Raw genomic sequence first — 25,021 nt, 5'->3', positions numbered from 1 at the left:
CCAGGCCACGGTTATTGCAGCCTCTGGATGCGGCGGCCCTTTTCGTACGCCTCCTGGTATCCCCGGACGAACGAGGTGGCCGCGTTCAGACCGATGGTGAAGACGTCCTCGATGAGCGACTGCAGATTGGCGACGCCGATGCCCAGTTGACGGGACACCTGATTGACGAAGTCGCTCAACCATTCCCGGAACGATTCCGTGGAGAGTTCCTGAATTTTGCCGCGCTCGCGCTCGTCGGCCTGGATCAGTTGTGCGATCTTGCGGATCGTCTCGTCGTAGGTCGGGTCCCCCGGATTCACGTCAGGCATGCTTCCCCCAATCGTCGCGAACGGCCTTGAACCGCGCCCGGTCCGCCACCAGAGCCCGGTACTCGGCCTCGCCGAGGCTGTCGAGGTACTCGTCGAAGGTGACCCGAGTGGGTTGTGCCGCCACCGGGGCCGCGCCCGGCGCCGTGGGTGCCGGGCCGCGCATCGACGCCGCCGCGTGAAGCAGCCCGCGGTCGACCAGGTCGATGAAGTTGGCGAGGTCCATCCGGCTCTCCAGGACCCACCGGCGGGGCTTCGGCACCGCCTCCATCACCGTGCGGAACAGCGTCGCGAGGTTGTACCGGCGCAGCGCCGAGTAGGCCACCACGGCCGGCTTCCTGGTGTTGACGTGCGGTTTGATGCTCCTGGTGAACTCCTTGACGCGTTCCTCGAGGTTCCGCACCTGGTCGCTGGACGGGGTGTTGCTGTGCGGGTTCCAGTTGCCCGGGCCCATCTCGTCCGCCTTGTTCAGGCCGAAGACGATGCGCTCCCGCAGGTCCGGCGCGTGCCGCACCAGGTCGTGCAACACCTGCTGCATGAACGCGACCATCCGGTCCGGGGCGGGATGCACCCAGAGGATCGCGTCCGCACGCGGCAGGGTCTCCAGGTAGAGCCGCAGATAGGACTCGTAGTTGGCGACGTCGTCCCCGACGCCGGGCATGTCGATCACCCGCAGGTCACCACGGCTGCCGCGGATGTGGTCCACCGTGGCGTAGACCTCGAACCCTTCCACCGCCAGCGTGGTCGGCCGGAAATGGCCGACCTCCTGACCCGCGTTGAATAGCGAGTTCACCGTTGTCGACTTTCCGACGCCGGCCTCGCCGATGAAGGCGAGAGTGGGCGGCGGTTCGTGTTCGTAGGCCCGGTCGACTTCGCGTATGACCTGTTCTCTGCTTTCGGCGTCGATGGAGGAGTCCTGTCTTATTCCATCTCGAAATGCATTCATGAACCCGCGCACCATGTCGGACATGCGAACAGCTTAGAAACGGCGCGTTATTCGACAATCATCATTCGTGGTGCCGCCCGCACACGTATGTCTCATGTGGAGAGGAGCCCCGGTCGGCGAGCGGCGACGATCGTCCATGATGTACCGACACTCGCCGCCGGCCGGTGGCCGATCGGTGGCGCGAGTTGTCGGACCCGGGGTCTACTGTGCGGCGCATGCGATCGCTGATCACCGTTATTGCCGAGCACGACGACGTTGCCGGCTATCTCTGCTGGCCGGGTGACTTCGAGTTGGAACGCAGCGACCACGTGGAGCCGGTGCATCTCGCGTCGGGTGCGGCGCTCGAGGGGTTCGCGGGTGATGGTGCCGGTGGGACGTTCTTCTTCTGCGGCGACGGCGGCGAGGAGCGCCCGGTCCTCTATGCGGACTCCGAGGGCGGGGCGGCTCTCGTGGCGATCGGGCTGCCGGAGCTGCTGCAGCTGCTGCTGGTCGCGCCGTGGTGGCGGGACTGTCAGGCGTTCACCGCGGAGGAGAGCCGCGAGCTGGCGGCCGACTATCAGCAGGACATCCCCGACCTGTTCGCCCAGCGCGACCGTGCGGCGGCCGTGCTGGGCCTGGATCTGCCGTCCGAGGCCGACGTCCTCGCGCGGCTGCATGCGGTCGCCACCGGGGCCGGCAGGGAGTTCGACCTGATCTTCACCCCGGAGGGCAACACCTATGAGCGACTGATCCAGGTCTAGGCCGAGCGCGCGCGGCGGGCCACGACGTAACGCCGCATCTTCGCGTCCGTTCCGCAGTCCTCCATGCTGCACCAGCGGCGGCTGCGGTTCTTGCTCTCGTCGTGGAAGAGGAAGCCGCAGCCGCCACAACCCTTGATGCGCTCCAGCGCGCCCGCGGTGAGCAGCCCGACCGCCGCGTGGATCACGGGCCGCAGCGGCCGCGCGAGCGACCGGTCCTCCCGCCACGACCAGACGAAAGCGCTCCCCCGCTCCAGGCTCGCGTGGGCGAGCGCGTCCGCCTCGTCGTCGCGGAGGCGGGTCAGGGCGGCCGGGCTCGGGTCGGCGCCGGCGGCGAGGGGGCGGAAGATCTCGTCCAGGTAGTCGCGAGTGGCCAGCGCCCGCGTGAAGACGGCTTGGGCGCCGTCCGGGTCGTCGTGCTCGAGTGTCTCGGTCAGGACTCCGGCGTACACGGCCCACGCGACCAGCTCGGGATAGCCCAGGAGTACGTCGTCGTCCGGGCCGGTGCGGGTGTTGAGGAAGTCCAGGGCGGGGTTGCCGCCGACCAGGCGCATCCGCGTGACATCTGCTGTTTCCATCAAAACGCACTTTACCAGTTGACTCGGCCGGGAGCCCCGCCTAGCGTTTCTACCATAAGACGTTTAGGAGGTAACACCATGCGCGCGGTGGGTGCCCTGATCGGACTGGCCGGCGGAACGTTCCTCTACACGACGGCCGAGGCGCTGCCGGTCGGGCTGCTGCTGCCGATGGCCGCGGACCTGGACGTGTCGCCGTCGCAGGTGGGCATGCTCGTCACGGTGTACGGGGCGGTGGTGATGATCGCGTCGGTGCCGCTGACGGCCGCGGTCCGTGGTGTTCCCCGGCGGCGGCTGCTCTCGCTGCTCCTGGCCGGTTTCGTGGTCAGCAACGCGGTCACCGTGCTGACGGGCACGCTCGCGCTGCTCCTCGCGGCGCGGGTCGCGACGGCCGCCACCCATGCCCTGTTCTGGGCGGTCGTGGTGCCGGCCGCGGCCGAGTTGTTCCGGCCCGAGCTGCGCGGGCGGGTGGTCGCCGTCGTGTTCGCCGGTGGCAACATCGCACTGGTCCTGGGCGTGCCCGCGGGCACCTGGCTCGGCTCACAGGCCGGCTGGCGGGCGTCGTTCCTGGCCGTCTCCGGACTCGGCGTGGTCGTGCTCGCCGTGGTGGCCGCGCTGCTGCCCTCGGCACGGCCAGAGCAGGGCCACGCGGCCCGGGGCACGGCGCCCGACTCCCGCCGCTTCCGGCTGCTGGTCGCAGTGGCGGTGCTGACGACGGCCGGCGCGATCGTCGCGTACACCTTTGTGGCTCTTTTCATCACCGAGATCAGCGGTCTGCCCGCCGCGTCGGTCGGCGCCGTCCTCCTCGCCCGGGGCATCGCGAGCGTGCTCGGCGTGCTGGCCGCCGGCCCCCTGGTGGACCGCAACCCGTGGCTGGTTTTGATCGCCACCGTGGCGCTGCAGTCAGTGGCGCTGCTTGGGCTGTACTTTTTCGGTCATCACCCCGCGGCGGCGGTCACCCTGATCGCGGTGGCCGGCCTGGCCTTCGCCGCGTTCACCGCCGGGCTCGGCGGCCTCGTCCTCAGGGTGGCACCGGGGCGCTCCGACCTCGCCGCGGCCGCCCTCTCCGCCGCGGTCAACGTCGGCATCACGGCGGGCGCCTTCGCCGGCGGCCTCCTGCTGCCGAGCCTCGGCGTCCACATCACGGTGCTGGCCGGCGCCGTGCTCAGCCTCGTCGCCCTGACCCTCGCCCTCGGCGAGCGCCGCCTCCCCCACCTGTCCCCGCACCTTCCAGACCCGCACCTCCCAGACCTTGCCCCCGCGAACCGTCCATAGCCGGCCGTGCCGCCCAAGATCGGGGGAGTCCGCGGGGCGCGCGCGGATCATCGCGGGACGGCGGGCGCGGAGCGGTCAGGGCGGGGTGGAGCGGCCAGGGCGGGGCGGAAGCGGGCAGGGCAGGGCGGGGTGGAGCGGCCAGGGCGGGGTGGGGCGGTCAGGGGCTGGCGGGGAGGATGTGGCCGCGGACCTCGCCCAGGGTGAGCAACGTGCCGTCGGGGGCGGGAGCGGTCGCCGAGATGACGACCTCGTCGCCGTCGGACAGGAAGGTTCGGGTGGAGCCGTCGGGCAGTGACAGCGGCTCCTGCCCGCCCCACGACAACTCGATCAGCGAGCCACGCTGGTCCGCGCCCTCCCCGCTGACCGTGCCGGAGGCGTAGAGGTCGCCCGTTCGCAGCGAAGCGCCGTTCGCGGTGAGATGCGCGAGCATCTGGGCGCCGGTCCAGTACATGGAGGCGAACGGCGGCCGCGACACCACATGACCGTTGAGCCGCACCTCGAATCGCACGTCGAGTCCCCACGGCGCCGTTTTCTCGTCGTCGAGATAGGGCAGCAACGGCTCGGTGCGCGGCGGCGGGGAGACGCGGGCCGCCGAAAGGGCCGCGAGCGGAACCACCCACGGCGAGATCGACGTGGCGAACGATTTGCCGAGGAACGGGCCGAGCGGAACGTATTCCCAGGCTTGAATGTCGCGGGCCGACCAGTCGTTGACCAGGCACACCCCGAAAACGTGCTGCTCGAATTCCTCCAGGCCGACCGGCTGGCCGAGCGCCGACGGCATACCGACCACGAAACCCAGCTCGGCCTCGATGTCCAGGCGCTGCGACGGTCCGAAAGTGATCTCACCGGAGGGGCTGCGCCGCTGGCCGCTCGGCCGCACCACGCCGGTGCCGGAGGCGATCACCGTGCCGGCCCGGCCGTGGTAGCCGATCGGCAGATGCTTCCAGTTCGGTGTGAGCGGGTCCTGTCCCGGCCGGAACATCCGGCCCAGGTTCGTCGCGTGCTGCTCGGAGGCGTAGAAGTCCACGTAGTCCGCGACCGAGAACGGCAGGTGCAGCGAAGCGCTGGGCACCAGATACGGTTCGATCCGGTCGCGGGAGGACGTGAGCCAGGACGTCACGGTCGCGTACACCTCCGCCCAGGCCTGCGGCCCGGCGGCGAGCAGGGCATCGAGCGACGGCCCGGCCACGTGCGGGGTCAATTCCGGAGCGAGATTTCGTACGGCGGAAGCCAGGTCGATAATGTTCTCGCCGGCGGACACGCCCACCCGTTTGCGCGGATCGGCGGGAGTGCTGAAAACGCCGTACGCATGACCCGTGGTCAACGCATTTCCTCCGGTAGTAGTCCGTGGCTCAGCAGGCCGTCGACCGGTTCGGTGATGCTGCACGTTCCGAAACTGACGAAATGGCGGCGGATCAGGCCGGCGAACGGCTCGTCGAGCGCCGCGACCGCCCGGACGACCCGTTCGGTGTCCTGGTCCGCGAGGGTCCTCTCGATGTCGTAACCCTGCAGGGCGCGGGCGGTAGCCAGCAGCACGTTGAGGAACCCGTGATGTTCGAAACCGGTCACCGGGTCGCGGTGCCGGACCGGGTCGTGCAGGCCGGCGGTCAGCTTGAACGCGAGACCGCCGCGCACCGCCGACCACAGGGCACCCGCGAGCTCCGGCTCGGACGGGAACGCTTCCGCCCGTACCCCTCCGGTCCTGATCTTCAAACGAAGGTCTTGGGCCGCCAAGGCCGCCGCCCGGGGCACGGTGATCTCCGCGCAGGGCAGCTCCACGTAGGTGATGGCGGCGCCCCGCTCAGCGTGCCCCGGCACCTCGATCGCGACCACGTCGACGCCGGGCGCCGACGGAACGATCGAATCCGGACCCGGAAGGGTGAGCGACACGGCGAGCGCCGGACCACCGGCCGCCGCCTCGGCCAGCTCGTCCCAGCGCGCCAGCGAGCACACGAACGGGCCGAGCAACGGCGCGATCGGCGACGACTGCCGCTTGCGGTGCGCCGCGACCGCCCCGATCATCGGCAGGTCGCCGGGCGGGAAGATCGCCGCGTCGTCGAAGAGGCCGCGGAACAGCGCGTTCACGATCGTGGTCCCCGGCCGGCCCAGGTCCAGGCGTAGACGCCGTCGTCGCACACCTGCCCCGCCTCGCCGAGTCCCAGCGGCCGGAACGTGTCGACCATGACGGCCAGTTCCTCGAAGCGCTCGGCGCCCAGGCTGGCCTCGATCGCGGCCGGTTGCGGGCCGTGCGGATAGCCGCCGGGGTGCAGCGAGACCGAGCCGACGTTGATGCCGGAGCCCTTGCGGGCCTCGTAGTCGCCGCCGACGTAGAACATCACCTCGTCGCTGTCGACGTTCGAGTGGTAGTAGGGCACCGGCACGGCGAGCGGGTGGTAGTCGACCTTGCGCGGCACGAAGTTGCAGATGACGAAATTGTTCCCCTCGAACACCTGGTGCACCGGCGGCGGCTGGTGGATCCGCCCGGTGATCGGCTCGAAGTCGGCGATGTTGAACACGTAGGGGTAAAGGCAGCCGTCCCAGCCGACCACGTCGAACGGGTGATGGGGTGTCACGTGCACCGATCCGGCAAGGCCGGCCGGGCCATCTCCGCGGTGCTTGAGGTAGATCTCCACGTCGCGCTCGTCGACGGTCCGGGGCGCTTCAGGGGTACGCAGGTCGCGCTCGCAATAGGGAGCGTGCTCGAGGAACTGGCCGTACCGCGACAGGTACCGCTTCGGCGGCGCGATGTGGCTGTTCGCCTCGATGACGTAGAGCCGCAGCGGCCCGTCTCCGGACGGCACCCAGCGATGCGTGGTGGCGCGCGGGATGATCACGTAGTCGCCGCTCGCCACGTCCAGGTCGCCGAAGACCGTCTCCACGGTGCCGGAACCCGCCTCGATGTACGCGCACTCGTCGCCGGTGGCGTTGCGGTACAGCGGGGACGAGGTTCCGGCGACCACGTAGTTGATCCGGACGTCGGCGTTGCCGAGCACGAGACGGCGGTCGCGTACCGCGTCGGCGGACTTCCACTCCTGGCCCTCGAACAGGTCGTGCAGCTTCAGGTGCCGGGGCAGCAGCGGATGGTTGGCGGCGGTCGACTGATCGGGCAGCTGCCAGATGCGGGCGTCGACCACGGCCGACGGGACGTGCCGGTGATAGAGCAGCGACGAGTCGGACGAGAAGCCCTCCTCGCCCATCAGCTCCTCGTAGTAGAGGGATCCGGCCGCGTCACGGTGCTGGGTGTGCCGTTTGGCCGGGATCTCACCGGCCCGCTGGTAGTGCGCCATCAGAGCCTCCGTCAGAAATTCCCGCGCCGCTCCTGCTCGCGCTCGATCGCCTCGAAGAGCGCCTTGAAGTTGCCCTTGCCGAAGCCGAGCGAGCCGTGCCGTTCGATGAACTCGAAGAACACCGTAGGCCGGTCACCGATCGGCTTGGTGAAGATCTGCAGCAGATAGCCGTCCTCGTCGCGGTCGACCAGGATGCCGCGCTTCTGCAGCTCCTCGATCGGCACCCGTACCTCGCCGATGCGGGCCCGCAGCTCGGGGTCCTCGTAATAGGAGTCCGGGGTGTTGAGGAACTCGATGCCCTCGGCGCGCAGCACGTCGACGGTGCGCAGGATGTCGTTGGTGGCGAGGGCCAGGTGCTGGGCGCCCGGGCCGCGGTAGAACTCCAGGTACTCGTCGATCTGCGACTTCTTCTTGCCCAGGGCCGGTTCGTTGAGCGGGAACTTGACCCGGTGGTTGCCGGAGGCGACAACCTTCGACATCAGCGCCGAGTAGTCGGTGGCGATGTCGTCGCCGATGAACTCGGCCATGTTCGTGAAGCCCATGACCCGGTTGTAGAAGTCGACCCACTCGTCCATGTTGCCGAGCTCGACGTTGCCGACGATGTGATCGAGGGCCTGGAACACCCGCTTCGGGGCGCCGTCGCGCTTGCGGAACGAGGAGGTGCGCTCGACGTACCCGGGCAGGTAGGGGCCGTGGTAGTGGTCCCGGTTGACCAGCGTGTGCCGGGTGTCGCCGTACGCCGCGATCGCCGCCACCCGCACGGTCCCGTTGTCGTCGGAGACGTCGTGCGGCTCCTCCAGGACGGTGGCGCCCTGCGCCCGTGCGTGCTCGACGCACTTGTCGACGTCCGGCACCTCCAGGGCGATGTCGGTGATGCCGTCGCCGTGCCGGGTGTGGTGCGCGATGAGCGGGCTGTCCGGATCCACCCCGCCCTGGATCACGAAGCGGACGGCGCCGCTCTTCAGCACGTACGACATGTGGTCGCGGTTGCCGGTCTCCGGGCCCGAGTACGCGACGAGCTCCATCCCGAACGCCGACTGGAAGAAGTGCGCGGTCTGCGTGGCGTTCCCGACGGCCCACACGATCGCGTCCCAGCCGGTCACCGGGAACGGGTCGCTGCCGGAGTCGTACTCGACGAGGCCCACGAGCTGCTTGAGCGTGTCGAGGTCGAGCTCGGCGAGACGCTCGGCGTCGGTGAGCGTGTCATTGATGGACATGGTGCTGGTCTCCCCCTTCAGCTGGACGGCTGACGGGTTCCAGCTTTGGCTGGGGACCCTGTGTTGCACAACACGCAGGGTTTTTGCCTAGCAGGTTGCTCAGATCTCCGCACATGTTGCCAGATCGACTGAACAAATTGTCCAACATGCTGCCGTTTCGTTCACCAGCCGGAAGTTTCGGAAGTTGCCAACTGCGATGACCAGCCAATTCGGCTTTCATCGATTCGAAACTTCCGCGAATCATTGACATGTACCGATGCGCTTCTCCAAGCTGGAGGCCTGCTCGATCGCTGTCCCCGCCTCTCCCGGAAGGAGAGTTCCAGTGATCACCGCCCGTTCCACGGTGACGGCACTGGCCGCCGCGGTACTCGCCGCGGCAGGCCTGTTCGCCGTCGCCATCCCCAGCGCCACCCCCGCCTCGGCAGCCGCCGCGGTCGAGGACGAAGGTGCCAACTGTCCCGCGCCCGCGCTCCCCGACGCCGGCGCCCTGCCCACCAACGCCCGGCTGCCCGATCCGTTCCTGCGGCTGAGCGGCTCCCGGATCACCACTACAGGCGACTGGACCTGCCGGCGCAACGAGATCAAGAAACTGGCCGAGAAGTTCGTGTACGGCGAGAAGCCGCCGAAGCCGCAGACCGTCAGCGGCACCGTCTCCAGCAGCTCGATCACCGTGAACGTGTCGCACCAGGGGCGTACGTCCAGCTTCTCGGCATCGGTGAGCCTGCCCAGCGGCACCGGCCCGTTCCCGGCCGTCGTCGTCCTCGGCGGGTTCGGCGCCGACACCTCCACGATCCGGTCCGCGGGTGCGGCCGTGATCAACTACGACCCGTACTCGGTCGGCCGTGAGGGCACGCCTCGCAACAACAAGCAGGGCGCGTTCTACAGCATCTACGGCAACACCAGCACGACCGGCCTGCTCGCGGCATGGTCGTGGGGCGTCAGCCGGATCATCGACGTCATCGAGCAGTCCGGAGGCTCGATCCTGCGGGCCGACATCGGCGTGTCCGGGTGCTCGCGGTTCGGCAAGGGCGCGTTCGCGGTCGGCGCCTTCGACCAGCGGATCGCGCTGACCATGCCGATCGAGTCGGGCAGCGCCGGCGTGCCCATCTATCGCGGCATTCCGGGCGAGGGCGCGCAGAGCCTGAGCAGCGCGTACGGTGAGCAGCCCTGGCTCGGCGACGCGTTCGGGTCGTTCACCGGCAGCCCCACCCGGCTCCCGGTCGACACCCACTCGGTGGTCGCGATGATCGCGCCACGCGGCCTGTTCATCATGGACAACCCGCACATCGCGAACCTGGGACCGCGCTCGGCCAGCGTCGCCGCCCTGGGTGGCGCCGAGGTCTACAAGGCACTCGGCGCGGGCGCCAACATCACCTACTGGTCGGACATCCAGAACGGCAGCCACTGCGCGGTACGCCCGGAGTGGACCACGCCGCTCCAGCAGCACATCCGCAAGTATCTGCTGCGTACCGGCAACGATCCCGGCACCATCCGGATCTCCAGCCGCGCGGCCGGGAACCTGGCCGAGTGGCGGGACTGGCAGACACCGACGCTGACTCCCACCACGCCCAGCAGTCCCGCCTCGCCGTCGCCGTGGGACCCGCCGCCGTCGTCGCCGTCACCGTCGCCGTCCTCGCCCGGCCCGTCTTCACCCGGCCCGTCCAACCCGCCCGGCGGCTGTTCGGCAACCGTGTCGCTGAACTCGTGGAACGGCGGGTTCGTGGCGACGATCAGGATTACCGCGGGGTCGTCGGCGATCAACGGGTGGAGTGTCGGGCTGACGCTTCCGGCCGGCACGACGATCACCAACTCGTGGAACGTGAACCGGTCCGGTACCACCGGGGCGGTCCAGCTGAGCAACGTCTCCTACAACGGGCGGCTGACGGCCGGAGGATCGACCGAGGTCGGTTTCCAGGCCACCGGCACGGGCGGCACCATGACGCCGTCCTGCACCGCCACCTGAACCGGCTGTGGGAGGACCCGACTGGACCGGGCCCTCCCACAGCCCCGGGCGATCAGCGCACACGCCAAGGCTCCGTGTGCGCTGATTTTTGTCACCAAGCAAACACTCTAAGTTAATATGTGAACGTTCACCCACTTCCATTTCGCTCTCTATTGACAGATTGCCAACCCGACCGAGTACTGTGCGTAGTCGGACCTTCCACGGGGAATCATCGATGCGCCGCAAGGAGACGCGTGTGGAGCGGGTGGGCTCGGGCGACCACGACAGAGACGAACCCCCGGTTCTCCGGATCGCCGGATATGTCACCGGCAACGACCCCTCTCCCTCGCCCGCACCCTCGCCTGAACCCGGCGTCAAACTGCCGAACATCTCCGACTACTGGCCGGACTCTCCGCAGCGGATCCGCGCGGAGCGGGAGAAGGCGGCGCAGGAGCCCGGCTGGCAGGTGCTGCTGCCCCCGTCCGCGCATCGCCGCACCGTCCCCCGCGGCGCCGGGCCCGTCACCACTTCGGACCGGCCCTGGCTGCGCCGCCCGGTCCTGCTCACCGGGCTGCTCGCCCTGGTGATCGTCGGCGGCACGATCCTGCTGACCCAGCGGACCATGGAACAACCCCAGGCCACCTTCCCGCAGGCGCCTCCGCCCGCGCCGTCGGTAGCGCCGCCGCCGGACCCCGCCTCGGTCGCACCGTCCACGACCGCACCGTCGAGCGCGGCCCCGACGACCACACCCCCGCCGACGACGAAACCGACCACCGCACCCGCCGAGCCCGCGCTGCCCGAGCGGGCCCGCTTCGAGCTGGCCGACGGCGTCACCGAACTCTCGGTCCGCATCACCGACCTGGACGACAGGGCGTTCCAGGTCACCACGCCCGCCGACTCCGGCCTGGACGTGGACACGACGTTCCGCAACGGCGTGCTGCGGGTGGAGACGGAGTCGTCCGGCGACGGGTCCGGGGAACTGGACGTGCTGCTCAATGCCGACGTGGTCTGGCACGTGCAACTCAACGCCGGTGTCCGCCTCGGCACCTTCGACCTGGACGGCGGCTCGGTGAGCCGGCTCGACCTGGACGGCGGGGCGGAACGCTTCGACGTCTCGCTCGGCCGCCTGTCACAGACGCTGCCGATCCGGATGACCGGCGGGGTCAACAGGTGGCGGATCGAGACGGCGGAACGCGTACCCGTGAAAATCAACGTCGGGCGGGGCGCCGGGAACATCATCGTCTACGGCCGGGAGAACGGCGGCACCGGCGGCGGCGAGACGATCCGCAACGGCGACCTGGACGACGCGGCCGGCCTGGACATCGACGCCGCCGCGGGCATCGGCGAGCTGACGATCGCCGAGGACTGAGCGATCAGGATCTGCCGCTCTCCGCGGCTTCCTTGCCGCTCTCGCCGGCGAAGGCCGCGAAGAGGGCCAGCAGGACGCCGGTGCCGGTGTCGACCGCGATGACGAAACCGCGCTCCCAACCAGCCGGGGCGAGGGCGACACCGACCGCCACGGTCACCAGCGCGGCCACGGCCATGCCGAGGCGAGCCGCGCGCTGCACACCCAGCCCGCGCCACCGCAGGATCGACAGGGTGATGACGATCGCACCGGCCGAACCCGCGACCCCGGCAACGAGCATGGGCACGGCCAGCGCGTATGCCCCGGCAAACACGCCGGCGACGCCGTAAGCGGCCAGCAACCCGAAGATCGTCACCGCCAGCCCGTGCCGGAGGGCACCGCGGGGCTTCCCGGCGTTCTGCACGACCACCACGGCGATCCTCCTCGAGAAAGTCCCGCTCATCCTCGCATCTCCCACCGCGGCTGCTGGGGGTCGTCGTTGTGCACGACGATGTCGGCGTGATCCGCGGGATGGGCGGTAGCGAGATACAGCCGCTGGGCGGGGATGTAACGCTCACGCCACCGTCGTTCGACGTCGGCGCGGCGTTCCCGGACAACGGCGCGGTCCACGGTCTTCTCCAGTGCGATCGACACGAAGACGCGCAGGTCCCAGCGGTCGAACAGTTCCGGGCGCAGCAAGAAGACCCCGTCGAAGAGCAGAACAGCGCCGGCCGGAGCAGTCGTGACCGCCGGGGACAGGACGGTGTCGGCCGCGTGGTCGTAGACCGCGTGCTGGATGCGCCGGTCGCCGCCGGGCCCGAGCGGATCCAGCAGGACGCGGGTCAGCGCGCCGTAGTCGTGGGTGTCAAAGTAGCAGCCCTCGGCGGAGAACTCGCCACGCGGATAACGCCGTGCCCGGGGGACGAGGAAGTCGTCGATCGTCGCGCGGATGACGTCGCGTCCCCGTGCGCGCAGGACAGCGGCCAACTCGTCGGCGAGTGTGATCTTGCCCGCGGCCGGCGCCCCGTCGACTGCGACCCGCGTCGGGTGCGCGACTGTGACGGACCCGACTGCCTCAGCCAGGTGAGCCAGCAGTTCGCCCCGGTTTCCTTGGTGCATGTCCCGCCCCGTCATGGTGAGGTGATCCGGTGTTGCGGTTCGAGTTCGAGTTACGCCCACTCGCCGAGGTGGCGCGCTGGGGTGGTGACAAGCCGTCGCTGCATTGGTTCGGGCTGACCGACGGCTGGTACTGGATCAGTGTTCGGGGCCGAGAGATCCTGCGGTATCGCGAGGAGGCGGTCAGCCGCTGGAATCTCGAGCGACCGTATCCCGGCTATCAGGTCGTGCGGCTGTGGGAGGACGTGATCGTGCTGAGCTGGGCGCTGCTCGAGCCGGTTCCGGACGATCTCATCGGCTTCGTCGACGGGACGTTCCCCCGCCGCGAGTTTCCCGACGAGTGGAGCGACGCGGTCGACTCGGCGCTCGATCTGCAGAGCGACTTCAACATGTACCTCGGTTACCTGGCCAAGTCTCCGATCCTGCGGTGCTGGCGGCGGAACGAGACGATCACTCTCTGCCAGCAGATATCGCCGGAGGACCGGGACACGTTCGACGGGCCACCCCGGCTGGAGATCCAGGTTCCTGCGGCGGAGTTCTACGCGGCCGTCGAGGACTTCGACAGCCGCCTGATCACAGCGATGGCGGAGCGGGTCGCCGAGTGTGAGCGCAACCCGCTCCCGGCCGTCGATCTCGATCTGACGCATTTGCGGAGGGAGCACACCGATCGCAGCCAATGGCTGCAACGGCGCCTGTCCCAGCCGAGGGCGACCGACTGGGACGCGGTGCGTGCGGGCGCTGCCGAGATGTCGGCCTGGCCCCTGGAGTGAAGGGCCGGCGTACCGGCCCTTCACTCCGTCAGCGGGCGGGTGCGCTGAACGGTGTCACCGTCACCCTGTCGATGAGCGGGGCGAGCGCGGAGCGCAGGAGCACGTCCGGCCAGTCGTCGGAGGCGTAGGTGACGCCGTCGAAGTTGGGTAGTTCCGCCGACGAGAACGTGAGGGTGTTCTGGCCGCGTTTCAGGGTGACCGGGACGGTCAGTTCCCAGAAGTTGTTGCTGTGGAAGCTGTGCGGGAAGAGCACCCGCTTGGCCGCCGCGCCGTTGACCGAGATGTCCGCGTGCCGCGCGAGGGGGTCCGGGTTGTAGTGGGTGGCCACCGCCTGCTCGGGGTTCGAGTAGCGGATCCGCAAAGCGTAAATATCAGATTTGTCGGCGGAAACGGTGAAGGTCAGCCGGCTGGAACCCGTGACCCCGTCGACCGCCGATCCCCCGCCGGCCAGTGACTTCGCCACCACCGCCGCGCTTCCGGAGACCGCGGCCGCCTCGGCCTCGTAGGAACGCGACGGCAGGGCGCCCGCCCGGACGTCGAGGCGGTCGATCACGGCCCGATGGGATTTACCGGTCACCACGACCTTGTTGACGCCGCCGGAGAGCGACACCGCGGCCTTGCGCCCGCCGACCGGGAGACCGTTCACCGAAACGGCCACCTCGCCCGATGTCACCGCGACGTCCAGGATCGACGCCGCGTCGGCCGCGGAATAGACCCAGAACGTCGCTGTCCCGCCCTTTTCCAGCGCCACCCCACCCGATCCCGAGGTCCGGCGCCCGGAGTACTCCGGGCGGGCGCGGGACAGTTTTGCCAATTCGGCCTCGTAGACCGCTGTCGCCGCCGCGGGATTCGGGAGCCCGAGGGTGATCCGATCGACGATCGCGTCGCCCTTGGTGACCCGGGAACCGTCGAGGCTCCGCGCGGCCAGCGAGATCGTGTGCTCCCCCGCCGTCAGCGAAACTGTCGTGTCCGCGTGGTCCCAGACCACCCATTTGTACCCGAGCGGCAGGAATACCTCCTGCTCAGCGGCACCGTCGACGCGCAGGAACACATTCGTCGGGCCCTGTTCCCGCACCAGGTCGTAGGTGTTCAGCGAATTGGCGAAGACGCTCAGGTCGTATTCCCCGTCGCGCGGCACGTTCACCTTGAAATCGAGCACGCCGTCGCTGCCGGTCCGCAGCCCGCCGACGTTGAAACCGCCCGAGGTGTAGAACTTCGACACGTCCGCCGGCGATCCTTCCGGCCCGTTCCGGCTGTATCCACCGCCCGTCCAAGTCGCGTTCTCCGCCTCGAAGGAACCCTGCCAGTCGGTGGGCGAGGCAGCGGTCCGGTCACTCTCCCCGGAGGGGCTCAAGACGATTTCGTACGCCGAAGCCTCCAGCAATTCCGGAAACTCGAGGACCACCTCACCCGACGTCACCCTGACGTCCTTCTCCGCGAGAAGGCGCGGCTGGGCCGAATCGCCCACCTGCCCGGTCCACGGAATCTCCCGGATCCAGGCGTGCACGCTCTTCCCGAAGTACTTCGGCACGTTCGTGAACCGGATGTACCCCTTGCCGGTGGCGCCACCGAAGATCGCCCGAGCCTGCTTCTTCGACCGGTCCAGGCTCGCCACTCCCTGCAGCGTGTAGTTCTGCCCCGGATAGGGCGGCGACACGCGAACAGTGTCCCCGGTCATCGCGCCGTACGCGTTGAACAGCCACCACTGCCCGTTGCCCCGGTTCGCCTGGACAGCCGAGTCCGACAGGTTCCCGTCGATGTTCCAGTACGCGATGTCCGCGTCGACCTTGGACTCCTCGATCGCCGAGATCCACTGGATCATCTGGCCGGGCACCGAGGTGTGGTAGTTGAACGCGTACTCATTGATGTTGATCGGCAGTTTTCTCCCGGGCAGCAGGGTGGCCTCCCACTCCCGGTACTTCACGACGCTCTCGCGGACCGCCTCCGGGTGGCTCAGCTCGTGCCAGGTGATCACATCAGGCAGTGTCCCCGCGTCCCGTGCGTGCGTCAGGAACCCCTTGACCTGCTCGAACAGGATGCTCGTGTTGGGGCCGGCGATCCGCGCCGACGGCATCTTCTGCTTGATCAGCCGGTAGAAGTCGTCCCATGCCGCGAAGTAGTCGCCGGGGTCGCTGAGCCAGCTCACCCCGTTGTAGCTCCACTCGCCGGTGCCGAACATGTTGCCCTCGGGCTCGTTGAACGGCACGAACACCACGTTGTCCTGGTACTCGGCCGGCATCGTGAGCACCTGGTCCACCTGCTTGGCGATCTTCTCGCGGTAGGTGCTCAGCTTCTCCTCGGGCGTGCTGCCCGGCCACTGGTACGGGAACCCGCGGTGAATGTCGGTCATGTAGATGTAGACGTCCCCGCCGGTGCTGTCCGCGAGGGGCTTCACCACCTCGAGGGCGTCCGCGCCGGGATGCTGCGGACCGTCCTGCGCCTTGGTCGAAACGGTGCGCAGGTTCATCCCCTCGATCAGGTTGTTCGTGGGGACGCCGTCGCCGTACAGGCCGTAGAGGGTGCCGGCGGCGCCGCCGTGGAAGGAGCCGGTCGTCTCGCCCAGGTCGATCGTGAGCTCGCCCTCGCGGATCACCGTCACCGTGGCGGTCACCGGGCGATCCGCGGCGGTGCCGGTGACGGTGAACGTGCCGCGCTGCGCGTACTGTGCCGGATCGACCGGCTCCCAGGTGAGCGGGACGTCCCTGTCGTACCCGTCGGTGAAGGTCCCCCGCACGCTCGCCGGCAGCGCCGGCGCCGTCCCGATGGTGGTCCGCACGTCGAAGGTGCTCGCCGTCAGCCCGGTGACCGCCGGCGGCGTCGCACCGTGGAGTTCGGCCACCTGTGCGGCGGTGAGGGCCGCGCCGTAGACACGGAACGAGTCGACCGCGCCGTCGAAGAGCGGGTCCTGGTAGAACGAGCGGCCGATGAAGCCGGCCGACGTGGTGGCCGCGTCCAGCAGGTCCGCCGCGGTCAGTGCGGTCGCCGTCGAGGAGACCACGGCACCGTCGAGGTACGTCGCGACCCGGCCGCCGCCGAGCGTCACGGTGATCGTCTTCCACGCGTTCGCCGGCAGTGCGGCGTACCCGGTCACCTGCGCCTCCGCCGCCCCACCGCCGCCCTTGGTGACAGCGGTACGCAACCGCCCGTCCCCGTTGTACGGCGTGGTGAACAGGTACCGGCTGGTGTCCTTGCCCAGCGCGTAGATCCACTGCCAGGGCGCGGTCGTGCCGTCCCACCGGACCCGCACCGAGACGGTCAGGTCGGTACGGCCCTCGAGGACCGCGCGGGGGACGGTGACGTAGGCGCCGTTCGAGGTGGGCGCACCGCCGGGAAGCTGGATGGCGTGGCCGCCGGACGCCCCGTCGACCAGGGTCGCGGTGGACCCGTTGACGAGTGTGCCGTCGAGGCCGTTGCCGGAGGTGTCGGTGACGACGCTGCTCGACAGGTCGCCGTCGTCGAACTCGTAGGCGACGACCGGGGTGGGCAGGTCGGCGGCGGAGGACGGCACTGCCGGAACGGTCGCGATCAGAAGGCCCGCCACGGTGGCGGAAAGCGGTTTCCAGAGACTCATGAACGCCTCTCCCAGGCATCTGTGAGCGTTAACAACGGGATCGTTTCGGGTACGTTACGGATCCCAGCGATGCCCGTCAATGGAAACCAGGAAAACGATTTCCTTCCTACACCGCCGTCGAGGCCCGGGGGACGAGACGGCACGGGCGGGCCCGCTTGCCCTGCACCGGCTCGCCGTTGATGGCGGAGAGCAGCAGCTCGGCCGCCGACCGCCCGATGCCCTCGAGGTCCATGTCGACGCTGGTCAGCGCGGGGCGGCACCCGTCGACCATGACGTCCCAGTTGTCGAACCCGACCAGCGCGACGTCCCGCGGGATCTCCCGTCCCGCGCTCTGCAGCCCCTCGGCGAGGCCGCGCGCGATCTGGTCGCTGCCGCAGAACACCGCGTCGACGTCCGCGCCGGTGGAGAGCAGGATGCCTGCCGCCTGCCGGCCCCACGCCTCGCTCCACTCGCCGTAGAGGATCGGCGCGGCGGGCCGCAGACCCTCCGCGGCCAGCGTGTCGACCGCCGCCGTTGCCCGGACCGTCGCCGAGTGGTGGTGCTCGGGACCGGTCACGTGGGCGATCCGCCGCCGTCCGATCGCCAGCAGGTGCTGCACCGCGCGCCGGGCACCGTCGGCCTCGTCGGGCACTACCGAGCAGTCCCTCGGGTCGGCCGAGCTGATGAACGCGTACACCACCGGAACCGGCAGGCCCACCCCGATCGGCGCCCGCGCCTGGGTGCGCCGGCCGGTCACTATGATCCCGTCGACCTTGCGGCTGAGCAGCGTACGCAGGTAGTACTGCTCGCGGATCGGGTCGTCGCGGGCGTCGCAGAGGAAGACCGACATCTGTCCCGCCCCGAGCGCGTCCTCGGCGCCGATGAGCAGCGGGATGCTGAACCGGCCGATGCTGTCCGTCGTGATCATCCCGACCGTGTACGTGCGGCCGGTCTGCAGGCTGCGCGCCGCCGCGTTGGCGACGAACCCGAGCTGCTCGGCGGCCTGCTGAACGCGTTGCCGGGTCTCTGGTCGCAGTGCCCCCCGCCCGTTCAGCGCCTTGGACGCCGTCCCGGTGGAGACCCCCGCGAGCGCCGCCACCTGAGTGATGGTGACAGCGCGTTCCGAAGTGCTCAGTGTTTCCTCCTGAGTTTCCTGACAACCGACCACGGCCGGCGTAGTGCGACGGTAACTTGCTCTTGACATGCGAGCAAGCGTCTCCCTAGCTTCTAGGCAATCGTTTTCCTTGAGATGACATCCACCGTGCAAGGAGACCTCATATGACCCGTCGACGCCTGCGCGCCGCGGCGGCCATCACCCTCTCCGCCTGCCTCCTGGCGGGCTGCTCATCCTCCTCCGACTCCTCTTCCGACTCCGGCTCCGGCGCCGCTACCGGCGACTACACCGTCTGGGACCCGTACCCCCAGTTCGACGACAGCTCGGACTGGGTGAAGCTGCTGACCAAGTGCGGCACCGACGCCGGCGTGACCGTCAAGCGGACCGGGTACGACACCACCGACCTGACGAACAAGGCGCTGCTCGCCGCCCAGCAGGGCAACTCGCCGGACGTGCTGATCGTCGACAACCCGGTCGTCTCGACGCTCGCCGAGGCCGGTGTGCTGACGACCACCGACGAGGTCAAGGTCGACACGTCGGCCGTCTCACCGAACCTCCTCGCCGCCGGTCAGACCGGTGGCAAGACGTTCGGCATCCCGATCGGTGCCAACACCCTCGCCTTGTACTACAACAAGGCGATCCTGGACAAGGCCGGTGTCGACCCGGCGTCCATCAAGGACTGGGCCGGCCTCACCGCCGCCCTGCAGAAGGTGAAGGCGTCCGGCAAGAAGGGCATCACGTTCTCGGCGATCGGCACCGAGGAGGGCTCGTTCCAGTTTCTCCCCTGGTTCTGGGGCTCCGGGGCGAACCTCACCCAGCTCGACTCGGCCCAGGGCGTCGCCGCGCTGACCCTCTGGAACGACTGGCTGGGGAGCGGGTACGCGCCCAACTCGGTGCTCAACAACACCCAGACCACCAGCTGGCAGGAGTTCGCCACCGGTGACTTCGCGTTCAGCGAGAACGGCACCTGGCAGCTGGCGAACGCCAAGAAGACCGGTTTCGAGTACGGCATCATCCCGATCCCGTCGCAGGCCGGCGGCACCGCACCGGCACCCACCGGCGGCGAGTTCGTCACGGCACCGGTGCAGACCGAGACCGCCCGGTACGCCACGAGCGAGAAACTGATCTCGTGTCTGACCAGCGCGGACAACGCGTACACCACGGACACCACGCTCTCCTACATCGCGGCCACCGAGGCGGTGCAGCAGAAGCAGGTCGCCGAGAACAAGGAACTCGAAGTGTGGGTCGCCGCGGTCAAGGCGGCCAAGGGCCGGACCAGTGACGACCTCGGCACGAAGTACCCGAAGATCTCGCAGCCCATGTGGACGGCCTTCCAGGCGGCGCTGAGCGGCTCGAAGGAACCGCAGCAGGCGATGACCGACGCGCAGACCACCGCGGCCGCCGCCACCAAGTAACCATGACGAATCTGGCAACGCGTCCCTCCGCCCCGGCCCGGCCGCGGGCGGAGGGAAACCTCGGAAAGAGCCGCAGCGGCAACTGGGCGGCCTGGGCGTTCCTGGCGCCGATCGTGATCTACCTGGTCGCGTTCTACGCCTACCCGCTCTATCGCAACCTGGACCTGAGCCTGCGTCACTATACGGTTCGCAGCTTCGTGCAGGGCGACGCGCCGTTCAGCGGACTGGACAACTACCGAACCGTCTTCGCCGACCCCACCTTCGGGCCGGCACTGCTGCACACGCTGGTCTTCACGTTCGTGTCGATCGCCGTCCAGTTCGCCATCGGGCTCGCGCTGGCCGTCTTCTTCACACAGCACTTCCGGCTGTCGTCGACACTGCGCGCCCTGTTCCTCATCCCGTGGCTGCTGCCGTTGATCGTGAGCGCGTCGACGTTCGCATGGATGCTCAACAGTGATTCCGGAATCGTGAATACTGCACTTGCCGTAATCAACATTGACGCGGTCAACTGGTTGACTTCACCTGACTGGGCGCTCGTCAGTGTGGTCATCGCGAACATATGGATCGGCATCCCGTTCAACCTCGTGGTGCTGTACAGCGGTCTGCAGGCGATACCGCACGAGGTGCACGAGGCGGCCGCCATCGACGGCGCGACGGGTTGGCAGCGCTTCTGGCGAGTGACGTTCCCCCTGCTGCGCCCGGTCTCCGCCATCACGCTGCTGCTCGGGCTCGTCTACACGCTCAAGGTCTTCGACATCATCTGGATCATGACCAAGGGTGGTCCCGCCGACGCGTCGACGACGTTCGCCACCTGGTCCTACCGGCTCAGCTTCGGCAACCTGCTGCCCGAGTTCGGCCCCGGCGCCGCGGTCGGCAACCTGCTCATCGTGATGGCCCTGGTCTTCGGCCTCCTCTACATCCGCATCCAGAGGAGGCAGAACGCATGAGACAGGCAGGACGCATGAGACAGCACGCGAAAACCGCGCTCGGCCTGTTCTTCACGGCCGTCATGCTGTTCCCGATCTACTGGATGATCAACGTGTCGTTCACGCGGGACACCGACATGCGTGCCGACCCGCCGCACCTGTTCCCGTTCAACGGGACGCTGGAGGGTTACCGGGCCGTCCTCGACCAGCAGATGCCGTACCTCGGCACCAGCCTGGTCCTCGGGCTCGGCACCGTCGCGCTGACGTTGATCATCTCCGCGCCGGCCGGGTACGCCCTGGCCAAGCTGCGGCCCCGGGGCGGCGGCGCGCTCAGCTTCGTGCTGCTGATCGCGCAGATGATCCCGGGGATCATCATGGCGATGGGCTTCTACGCCATCTACCTGCGGCTGGGCGTCCTCAACACCGTTCCCGGGCTGATCCTCGCCGACTCCACGATCGCGGTCCCGTTCGGCGTTCTGATCTTCACGGCGTTCATGTCCGGCATTCCCGACGAGCTGATCAACGCGGCGCTCATCGACGGTGCGTCGCGGTGGCGGACGTTCGTCTCGGTGATCCTGCCGGTCAGCCGCAACGCGATCGTCACGGTGAGCCTGTTCGCGTTCCTCTGGGCGTGGTCCGACTTCGTGTTCGCCACGACGCTCGACGGCGGCGGCGACATGCAGCCGATCACGCTCGGCATCTACCACTACATCGGTAACAACAACCAGCAGTGGAACGCGATCATGGCGACCGCCGTGGTCGCCTCCATCCCCGCGACGCTGCTGCTCATCCTGGCCCAGCGTTACGTGGCCGCCGGTGTGACCGCCGGCGCTGTCAAGGACTGAGGAACTTCATGAGCTTCGTCTCCCACGGCCCCGTCGTGCCCACGCCGACCGCGCTCGGACGGCTGCGGCCACTGCCCGCGAGCGCGGTGCGGCTGACGCCGGACGGCCTGCTCGGCGGCTGGCAGGCACGCAACGCCGGCGCCACGCTGCCGCACTGCGTCGAGCAACTCGGCGTCCACGGCAACCTGACGAACCTGCGCAGGCTGACCGGCGACTCCAGCGCCGCGTTCGCCGGCATGTGGTTCGCCGACACCGACGTGCACAAGACTCTGGAGGCGGCGTTCTGGTCCGGCGCGGCGCCGGCGTTCGCCGACGAGGTGTCCGCGCTGCTGGAGAAGGCGCAGGACCCCGACGGCTATCTCGACTCGTGGTACCAGGACCCGGAGAACCGCGCGAAGCAGTTCGCCGAACTGCACTACAGCCACGAGATGTACACCGCCGGCCATCTGATCCAGGCCGCTGTCGCCGCGGCGCGTTCCGCGCCGGACACCATCGCGGCCCAGCAGGTCGTTGCGGTCGCGCGCCGTTTCGCGGACCTTCTGGTGCAGAGGTACGCGGTGAGCGCCGAAGTGGACGGCCATCCCGAGGTGGAGACCGCGCTGGTCGAGCTGTACCGGGTGACCGGGCACCGCCCGTACCTCGACCTGGCCGGCCGGTTCGTCGGCAACCGCGGACACGGCGTGCTCGGCGAGGGCCGGTTCGGGCCGGCGTACTACCAGGACCACCTGCCGCTGCGGGACACCACCGAGGTCACCGGTCACGTCGTCCGGCAGGTCTATCTGCTGGCCGGCGCGGTGGACGTGGCCGTCGAGACCGGCGACCGGGAGCTGCTGGAGGCTGCGGTGCGGCTCTGGGACTCCGCCCTCGACAGCCGCACCTACCTCACCGGCGGGCAGGGGTCGCGGCACCGCGACGAGGCGTACGGCGACCCGTACGAGTTGCCGCCGGACCGCGCGTACGCGGAGACCTGCGCGGCGATCGGCAACTTCCAGCTGGCCTGGCGGCTGCTGCTCGCGACCGGCGACGTGAGGTACGCCGACGAGATGGAACGGGTGCTGCACAACGGCATCGCGGGCAGCACCGCCGCGGACGGCACCGCGTTCTTCTACTCCAACCCGCTGCAGATGCGCACCGGGCACGACGGCTCGCACGAGGACGCCCCGTCGCAGCGGCTGACCTGGTACTCCTGCGCCTGCTGCCCGCCCAACCTGGCCCGGCTGATGGCGTCGCTGCACGCGTACCTCGCCACCGGCGGCCCGGACGGCCTGCAACTTCATCTGTACGCCGCCGGCACCATCGCCGACAGCGGGCGCGCCGTCGAGGTGACCACCCGGTATCCGTGGGACGAGGACGTCACGGTGACCGTCACCGAGTCCCCGGCCGAGCCGTGGACGCTGTCGCTGCGGGTGCCCGCCTGGTGCGAGGACGTCCGGCTCACCGTCAACGGCACACCCGCACCGGCTCGCGGCCGCGCGCAGGACGGCTACCTGCGCCTGCACCGCACCTGGCACCCCGGCGACCAGGTACGCCTCACCCTCGTGATGCCGCCCCGCCTGGTCACCGCCCACCCGAGGGTGGACGCCACCCGTGGCACCGCCGCCCTGGTCCGCGGCCCGGTCGTCTACTGCCTGGAGCAGGCCGACCTGCCCGCGGGCGCCGTCCTCGAGGACCTGGAGCTCGACGTCGCCGCGCCGGTGCTCGTGGCGTACCACAGCAGTGGCCTCGCCCCGGTCACCCTCCAGGTCCGGCTGCGGGCCCGGCCCGGCGGCGGCGCCCCGCTCTACCAGGACCTCCAGCGCACCACCCCGGCGAGCGGGTCGCCCGCGACCGTCACCGCCATCCCCTACTTCCTGTGGGCCAACCGGTCCCCCGGCCCGATGCGGGTCTGGATACCCCTCGGCACACGGGAGGCGTAACACCGTCCTCCATCCACATCCCCCACCGAGGTGAACCGTGCGAAGAAAGGCAGCAGCGCTCACCGTCCTGCTGGTCACCGCCGGGCTGGTCGTCCCCAGCCCGGCACAGGCGGCCGGCAACACCCTCACCGTCAACGTCGGCACCGTGGTCCGCCCCGTCACCCACGTCGCCGCCGGAGGCCTGTACGCCGTCGACACCGGCAGCAAACCGCCCCTGGACCAGCTCTATCCGCTGCGGCTGAACCACCTGACCCAGCCGCCGCCCGGCACGCAGCAACTCGGCAACGGCGCCACCACACCCTGCTGTGACGGCCTGCAGGTCGCCGGGAAGGTCACCAGCGCGGGCGCGCAGCAGTTCCTGCGCCTGCCGGACATCTACCCGAACTTCCCGTACCGCTGGGTCAGCTGGGCGGACTGGGAGTCGAAGGTGCGCACCATGGTGAACGCGCGGGTCGCGGCCACCGGCACCACGAACGTCGACGGGTACGAACTGTGGAACGAGCCGGACTGGACCTGGAACACCAGTGCCGCCGGTACCTTCAACGCCGGGTGGACACGTACCCATCGGCTGATCCGGTCCCTCGACACGGTCACCCCGATCGTCGGGCCCAGCCACTCGATCTACAACCACGACTGGCTGGTCAGCTTCCTCACCAACGCCCGGGACACCGCAACCCTCCCGGACGTGATCGTGTGGCACGAGCTGGACAACGACAGCTACCTCAACGTCCAGGCGCACGTGAACGACTACCGGGCCATCGAGCGGTCCCTGGGCATCTCGCCCCGGCCCATCTCGATCAACGAGTACGCGTCGCCGTCGCAGGTCGACATCCCCAGCGTCGCGGTGCACTACATGGCCGTCTTCGAGCGGCACGGCATCCGCAGCGCCGAGCGCGCCTACTGGTACGAGGCGGGCACGCTCAACGGTCTGCTGCACAACAACGCGCCGACCTCGTCGTACTGGCCGTACCGGTGGTACGGCGACATGGCCGGCAACATCGTGCAGACCGTGCCGGGCTCGTGGCTGGAGGGGGTCGCGTCCTACGACCCGACGCGCCGGTTCGTCAACGTCGTGCTCGGCGGTGACAGCGGCAACAACACGGTCCGGGTCAACGGGCTCGGTGCGCTCGGCTCCTCGGTGCGGGTCACGCTGACCCGCAGCGGCACCACCGGCCGCACCACCAACCAGAGCGCGCCGATCGCGGTCTCGTCAGCCACATACACGGTGTCCGGCGGCAGCATCAGCGTCCCGGTCAACAACATGCACGCCTGGGACGCCTACCAACTGCTGATCACGCCGGCCAGCGGGGCGGCGACCTGGCAGCAACGGTACGAGGCGGAGAACGCCACCGTCGTCAACGCCAACCGGTTCTCGTCGGGTTCGGCGTCCAGCGGCGGCTACGTCGGCCAGATCGACGGTTCGGCCAACTCCCGCAACCAGTCGTTCGTCGACTTCCTGGTCAACGTGCCCTCGGCCCGCAGCTACACGATGAACATCGGGTACGCCAACGGCACCGGCGCCACAGCCACACACGGGCTGGCTTTCAACGGCAGCGCCTGGCAGACGGTCACCTATCCCCCGACCGCCGGCTGGGGCGTCTTCGGCTCCACGGTGACCACCACGGTCACCCTCCGAGCCGGCTGGAACACCATCCGCCTCGCGAAGGGCTCACCGTTCTTCGCCGGCGGCACGGGTTACGCCGAGCTCGACTACATCCACCTGTCCTGACCCCGAACGCC

The 25,021-nt window shown here is 69.3% G+C and carries 21 protein-coding genes; 10 read left to right on the top strand and 11 right to left on the bottom strand.

All coding sequences use genetic code 11. From position 1 onward, the window contains the following. Positions 1–11 precede the first annotated feature (11 nt). Positions 12–299: a hypothetical protein gene (locus AB0M02_RS24310; protein ID WP_364230273.1), complete on the bottom strand. Its 288-nt coding sequence runs from the start codon at positions 297–299 to the stop codon at positions 12–14. Position 300: 1 nt separating this feature from the next. Then, on the bottom strand, positions 301–1,251 hold the full coding sequence (locus AB0M02_RS24305) for a GTPase (protein ID WP_364230566.1): 951 nt from the start codon (positions 1,249–1,251) through the stop codon (positions 301–303). A gap of 215 nt (positions 1,252–1,466) precedes the next feature. Here AB0M02_RS24305 and AB0M02_RS24300 point away from each other — a divergent pair, with 215 nt between their 5' ends. Continuing rightward, entirely contained in the window at positions 1,467–1,991 is a 525-nt protein-coding gene (locus AB0M02_RS24300; RefSeq protein ID WP_364230271.1) for a hypothetical protein, read from the top strand. Here the strand turns inward: AB0M02_RS24300 and AB0M02_RS24295 are convergent. Next, complete coding sequence (locus AB0M02_RS24295) at positions 1,988–2,566, bottom strand: ABATE domain-containing protein (protein ID WP_364230268.1); 579 nt, start codon at positions 2,564–2,566, stop codon at positions 1,988–1,990. The genes AB0M02_RS24300 and AB0M02_RS24295 overlap by 4 nt on opposite strands. A gap of 78 nt (positions 2,567–2,644) precedes the next feature. Here AB0M02_RS24295 and AB0M02_RS24290 point away from each other — a divergent pair, with 78 nt between their 5' ends. Continuing rightward, entirely contained in the window at positions 2,645–3,838 is a 1,194-nt protein-coding gene (locus AB0M02_RS24290) for an MFS transporter (protein WP_364230266.1), read from the top strand. A gap of 157 nt (positions 3,839–3,995) precedes the next feature. On the opposite strand, the gene fahA is transcribed toward AB0M02_RS24290, so the two are convergent. From fahA to hppD, 4 genes are read right to left on the bottom strand one after another with little or no spacing between them, the layout of a single operon-like run. Further along, a complete protein-coding gene (gene fahA, locus AB0M02_RS24285) occupies positions 3,996–5,162 on the bottom strand; it encodes a fumarylacetoacetase (RefSeq protein WP_364230265.1) in 1,167 nt (388 codons plus the stop codon). After that, on the bottom strand, positions 5,159–5,923 hold the full coding sequence (locus AB0M02_RS24280; protein WP_364230263.1) for a hypothetical protein: 765 nt from the start codon (positions 5,921–5,923) through the stop codon (positions 5,159–5,161). Before AB0M02_RS24280 ends, fahA begins: the two co-directional genes overlap by 4 nt. Further along, positions 5,920–7,125: a cupin domain-containing protein gene (locus tag AB0M02_RS24275; RefSeq protein WP_364230260.1), complete on the bottom strand. Its 1,206-nt coding sequence runs from the start codon at positions 7,123–7,125 to the stop codon at positions 5,920–5,922. The genes AB0M02_RS24280 and AB0M02_RS24275 overlap by 4 nt, the downstream gene beginning before the upstream one ends. Before the next feature lie 11 nt (positions 7,126–7,136). After that, the gene (hppD, locus tag AB0M02_RS24270) at positions 7,137–8,342 is read right to left on the bottom strand and encodes a 4-hydroxyphenylpyruvate dioxygenase (protein ID WP_364230258.1); all 1,206 of its coding nucleotides are present in this window, start codon (positions 8,340–8,342) and stop codon (positions 7,137–7,139) included. Between the two features lie 322 nt (positions 8,343–8,664). Here hppD and AB0M02_RS24265 point away from each other — a divergent pair, with 322 nt between their 5' ends. Further along, on the top strand, positions 8,665–10,305 hold the full coding sequence (locus AB0M02_RS24265) for a cellulose binding domain-containing protein (RefSeq protein WP_364230256.1): 1,641 nt from the start codon (positions 8,665–8,667) through the stop codon (positions 10,303–10,305). Between the two features lie 214 nt (positions 10,306–10,519). Next, positions 10,520–11,653, top strand: a complete 1,134-nt coding sequence (locus AB0M02_RS24260) for a hypothetical protein (RefSeq protein ID WP_364230253.1) — start codon at positions 10,520–10,522, stop codon at positions 11,651–11,653. A 4-nt stretch (positions 11,654–11,657) separates the two neighbouring features. On the opposite strand, the gene AB0M02_RS24255 is transcribed toward AB0M02_RS24260, so the two are convergent. Then, positions 11,658–12,092: a hypothetical protein gene (locus tag AB0M02_RS24255; RefSeq protein WP_364230251.1), complete on the bottom strand. Its 435-nt coding sequence runs from the start codon at positions 12,090–12,092 to the stop codon at positions 11,658–11,660. Beyond that, a complete protein-coding gene (locus AB0M02_RS24250) occupies positions 12,089–12,748 on the bottom strand; it encodes a uridylate kinase (RefSeq protein ID WP_364230249.1) in 660 nt (219 codons plus the stop codon). The genes AB0M02_RS24255 and AB0M02_RS24250 overlap by 4 nt, the downstream gene beginning before the upstream one ends. Before the next feature lie 29 nt (positions 12,749–12,777). On the opposite strand from AB0M02_RS24250, the gene AB0M02_RS24245 reads away from it, so the two are divergent. Then, positions 12,778–13,515 carry a DUF5984 family protein gene (locus AB0M02_RS24245; protein WP_364230247.1) on the top strand — a complete coding sequence of 246 codons (738 nt, stop codon included), beginning with the start codon at positions 12,778–12,780 and terminating at the stop codon, positions 13,513–13,515. A 28-nt stretch (positions 13,516–13,543) separates the two neighbouring features. Here AB0M02_RS24245 and AB0M02_RS24240 read toward each other — a convergent pair whose 3' ends face one another. Further along, entirely contained in the window at positions 13,544–17,086 is a 3,543-nt protein-coding gene (locus AB0M02_RS24240) for a LamG-like jellyroll fold domain-containing protein (RefSeq protein ID WP_364230245.1), read from the bottom strand. A gap of 106 nt (positions 17,087–17,192) precedes the next feature. Further along, a complete protein-coding gene (locus AB0M02_RS24235; RefSeq protein ID WP_364230243.1) occupies positions 17,193–18,164 on the bottom strand; it encodes a LacI family DNA-binding transcriptional regulator in 972 nt (323 codons plus the stop codon). Positions 18,165–18,343: 179 nt separating this feature from the next. Here AB0M02_RS24235 and AB0M02_RS24230 point away from each other — a divergent pair, with 179 nt between their 5' ends. Genes AB0M02_RS24230 through AB0M02_RS24210 form a run of 5 tightly spaced genes read left to right on the top strand, consistent with a single transcriptional unit; the run spans position 18,344 to position 25,010 of the window. Further along, on the top strand, positions 18,344–19,594 hold the full coding sequence (locus AB0M02_RS24230) for an extracellular solute-binding protein (RefSeq protein WP_364230241.1): 1,251 nt from the start codon (positions 18,344–18,346) through the stop codon (positions 19,592–19,594). 2 nt (positions 19,595–19,596) lie between these two features. Beyond that, a complete protein-coding gene (locus AB0M02_RS24225; protein ID WP_364230238.1) occupies positions 19,597–20,541 on the top strand; it encodes a sugar ABC transporter permease in 945 nt (314 codons plus the stop codon). Positions 20,542–20,555: 14 nt separating this feature from the next. Further along, positions 20,556–21,365 (top strand): carbohydrate ABC transporter permease, encoded by an 810-nt coding sequence (locus AB0M02_RS24220; protein WP_364230236.1) that lies wholly within the window; start codon positions 20,556–20,558, stop codon positions 21,363–21,365. 8 nt (positions 21,366–21,373) lie between these two features. Next, on the top strand, positions 21,374–23,281 hold the full coding sequence (locus AB0M02_RS24215; protein ID WP_364230234.1) for a beta-L-arabinofuranosidase domain-containing protein: 1,908 nt from the start codon (positions 21,374–21,376) through the stop codon (positions 23,279–23,281). A 37-nt stretch (positions 23,282–23,318) separates the two neighbouring features. After that, positions 23,319–25,010 (top strand): CBM35 domain-containing protein, encoded by a 1,692-nt coding sequence (locus AB0M02_RS24210; protein ID WP_364230231.1) that lies wholly within the window; start codon positions 23,319–23,321, stop codon positions 25,008–25,010. Positions 25,011–25,021: the final 11 nt, after the last annotated feature.

The organism is Actinoplanes sp. NPDC051861 (genome assembly GCF_040681145.1).
Lineage (GTDB): Bacteria > Actinomycetota > Actinomycetes > Mycobacteriales > Micromonosporaceae > Actinoplanes.
The sequence above is the reverse complement of the archived record's forward strand: the minus strand, read 5'-3'. Positions and strand labels throughout refer to the sequence as shown.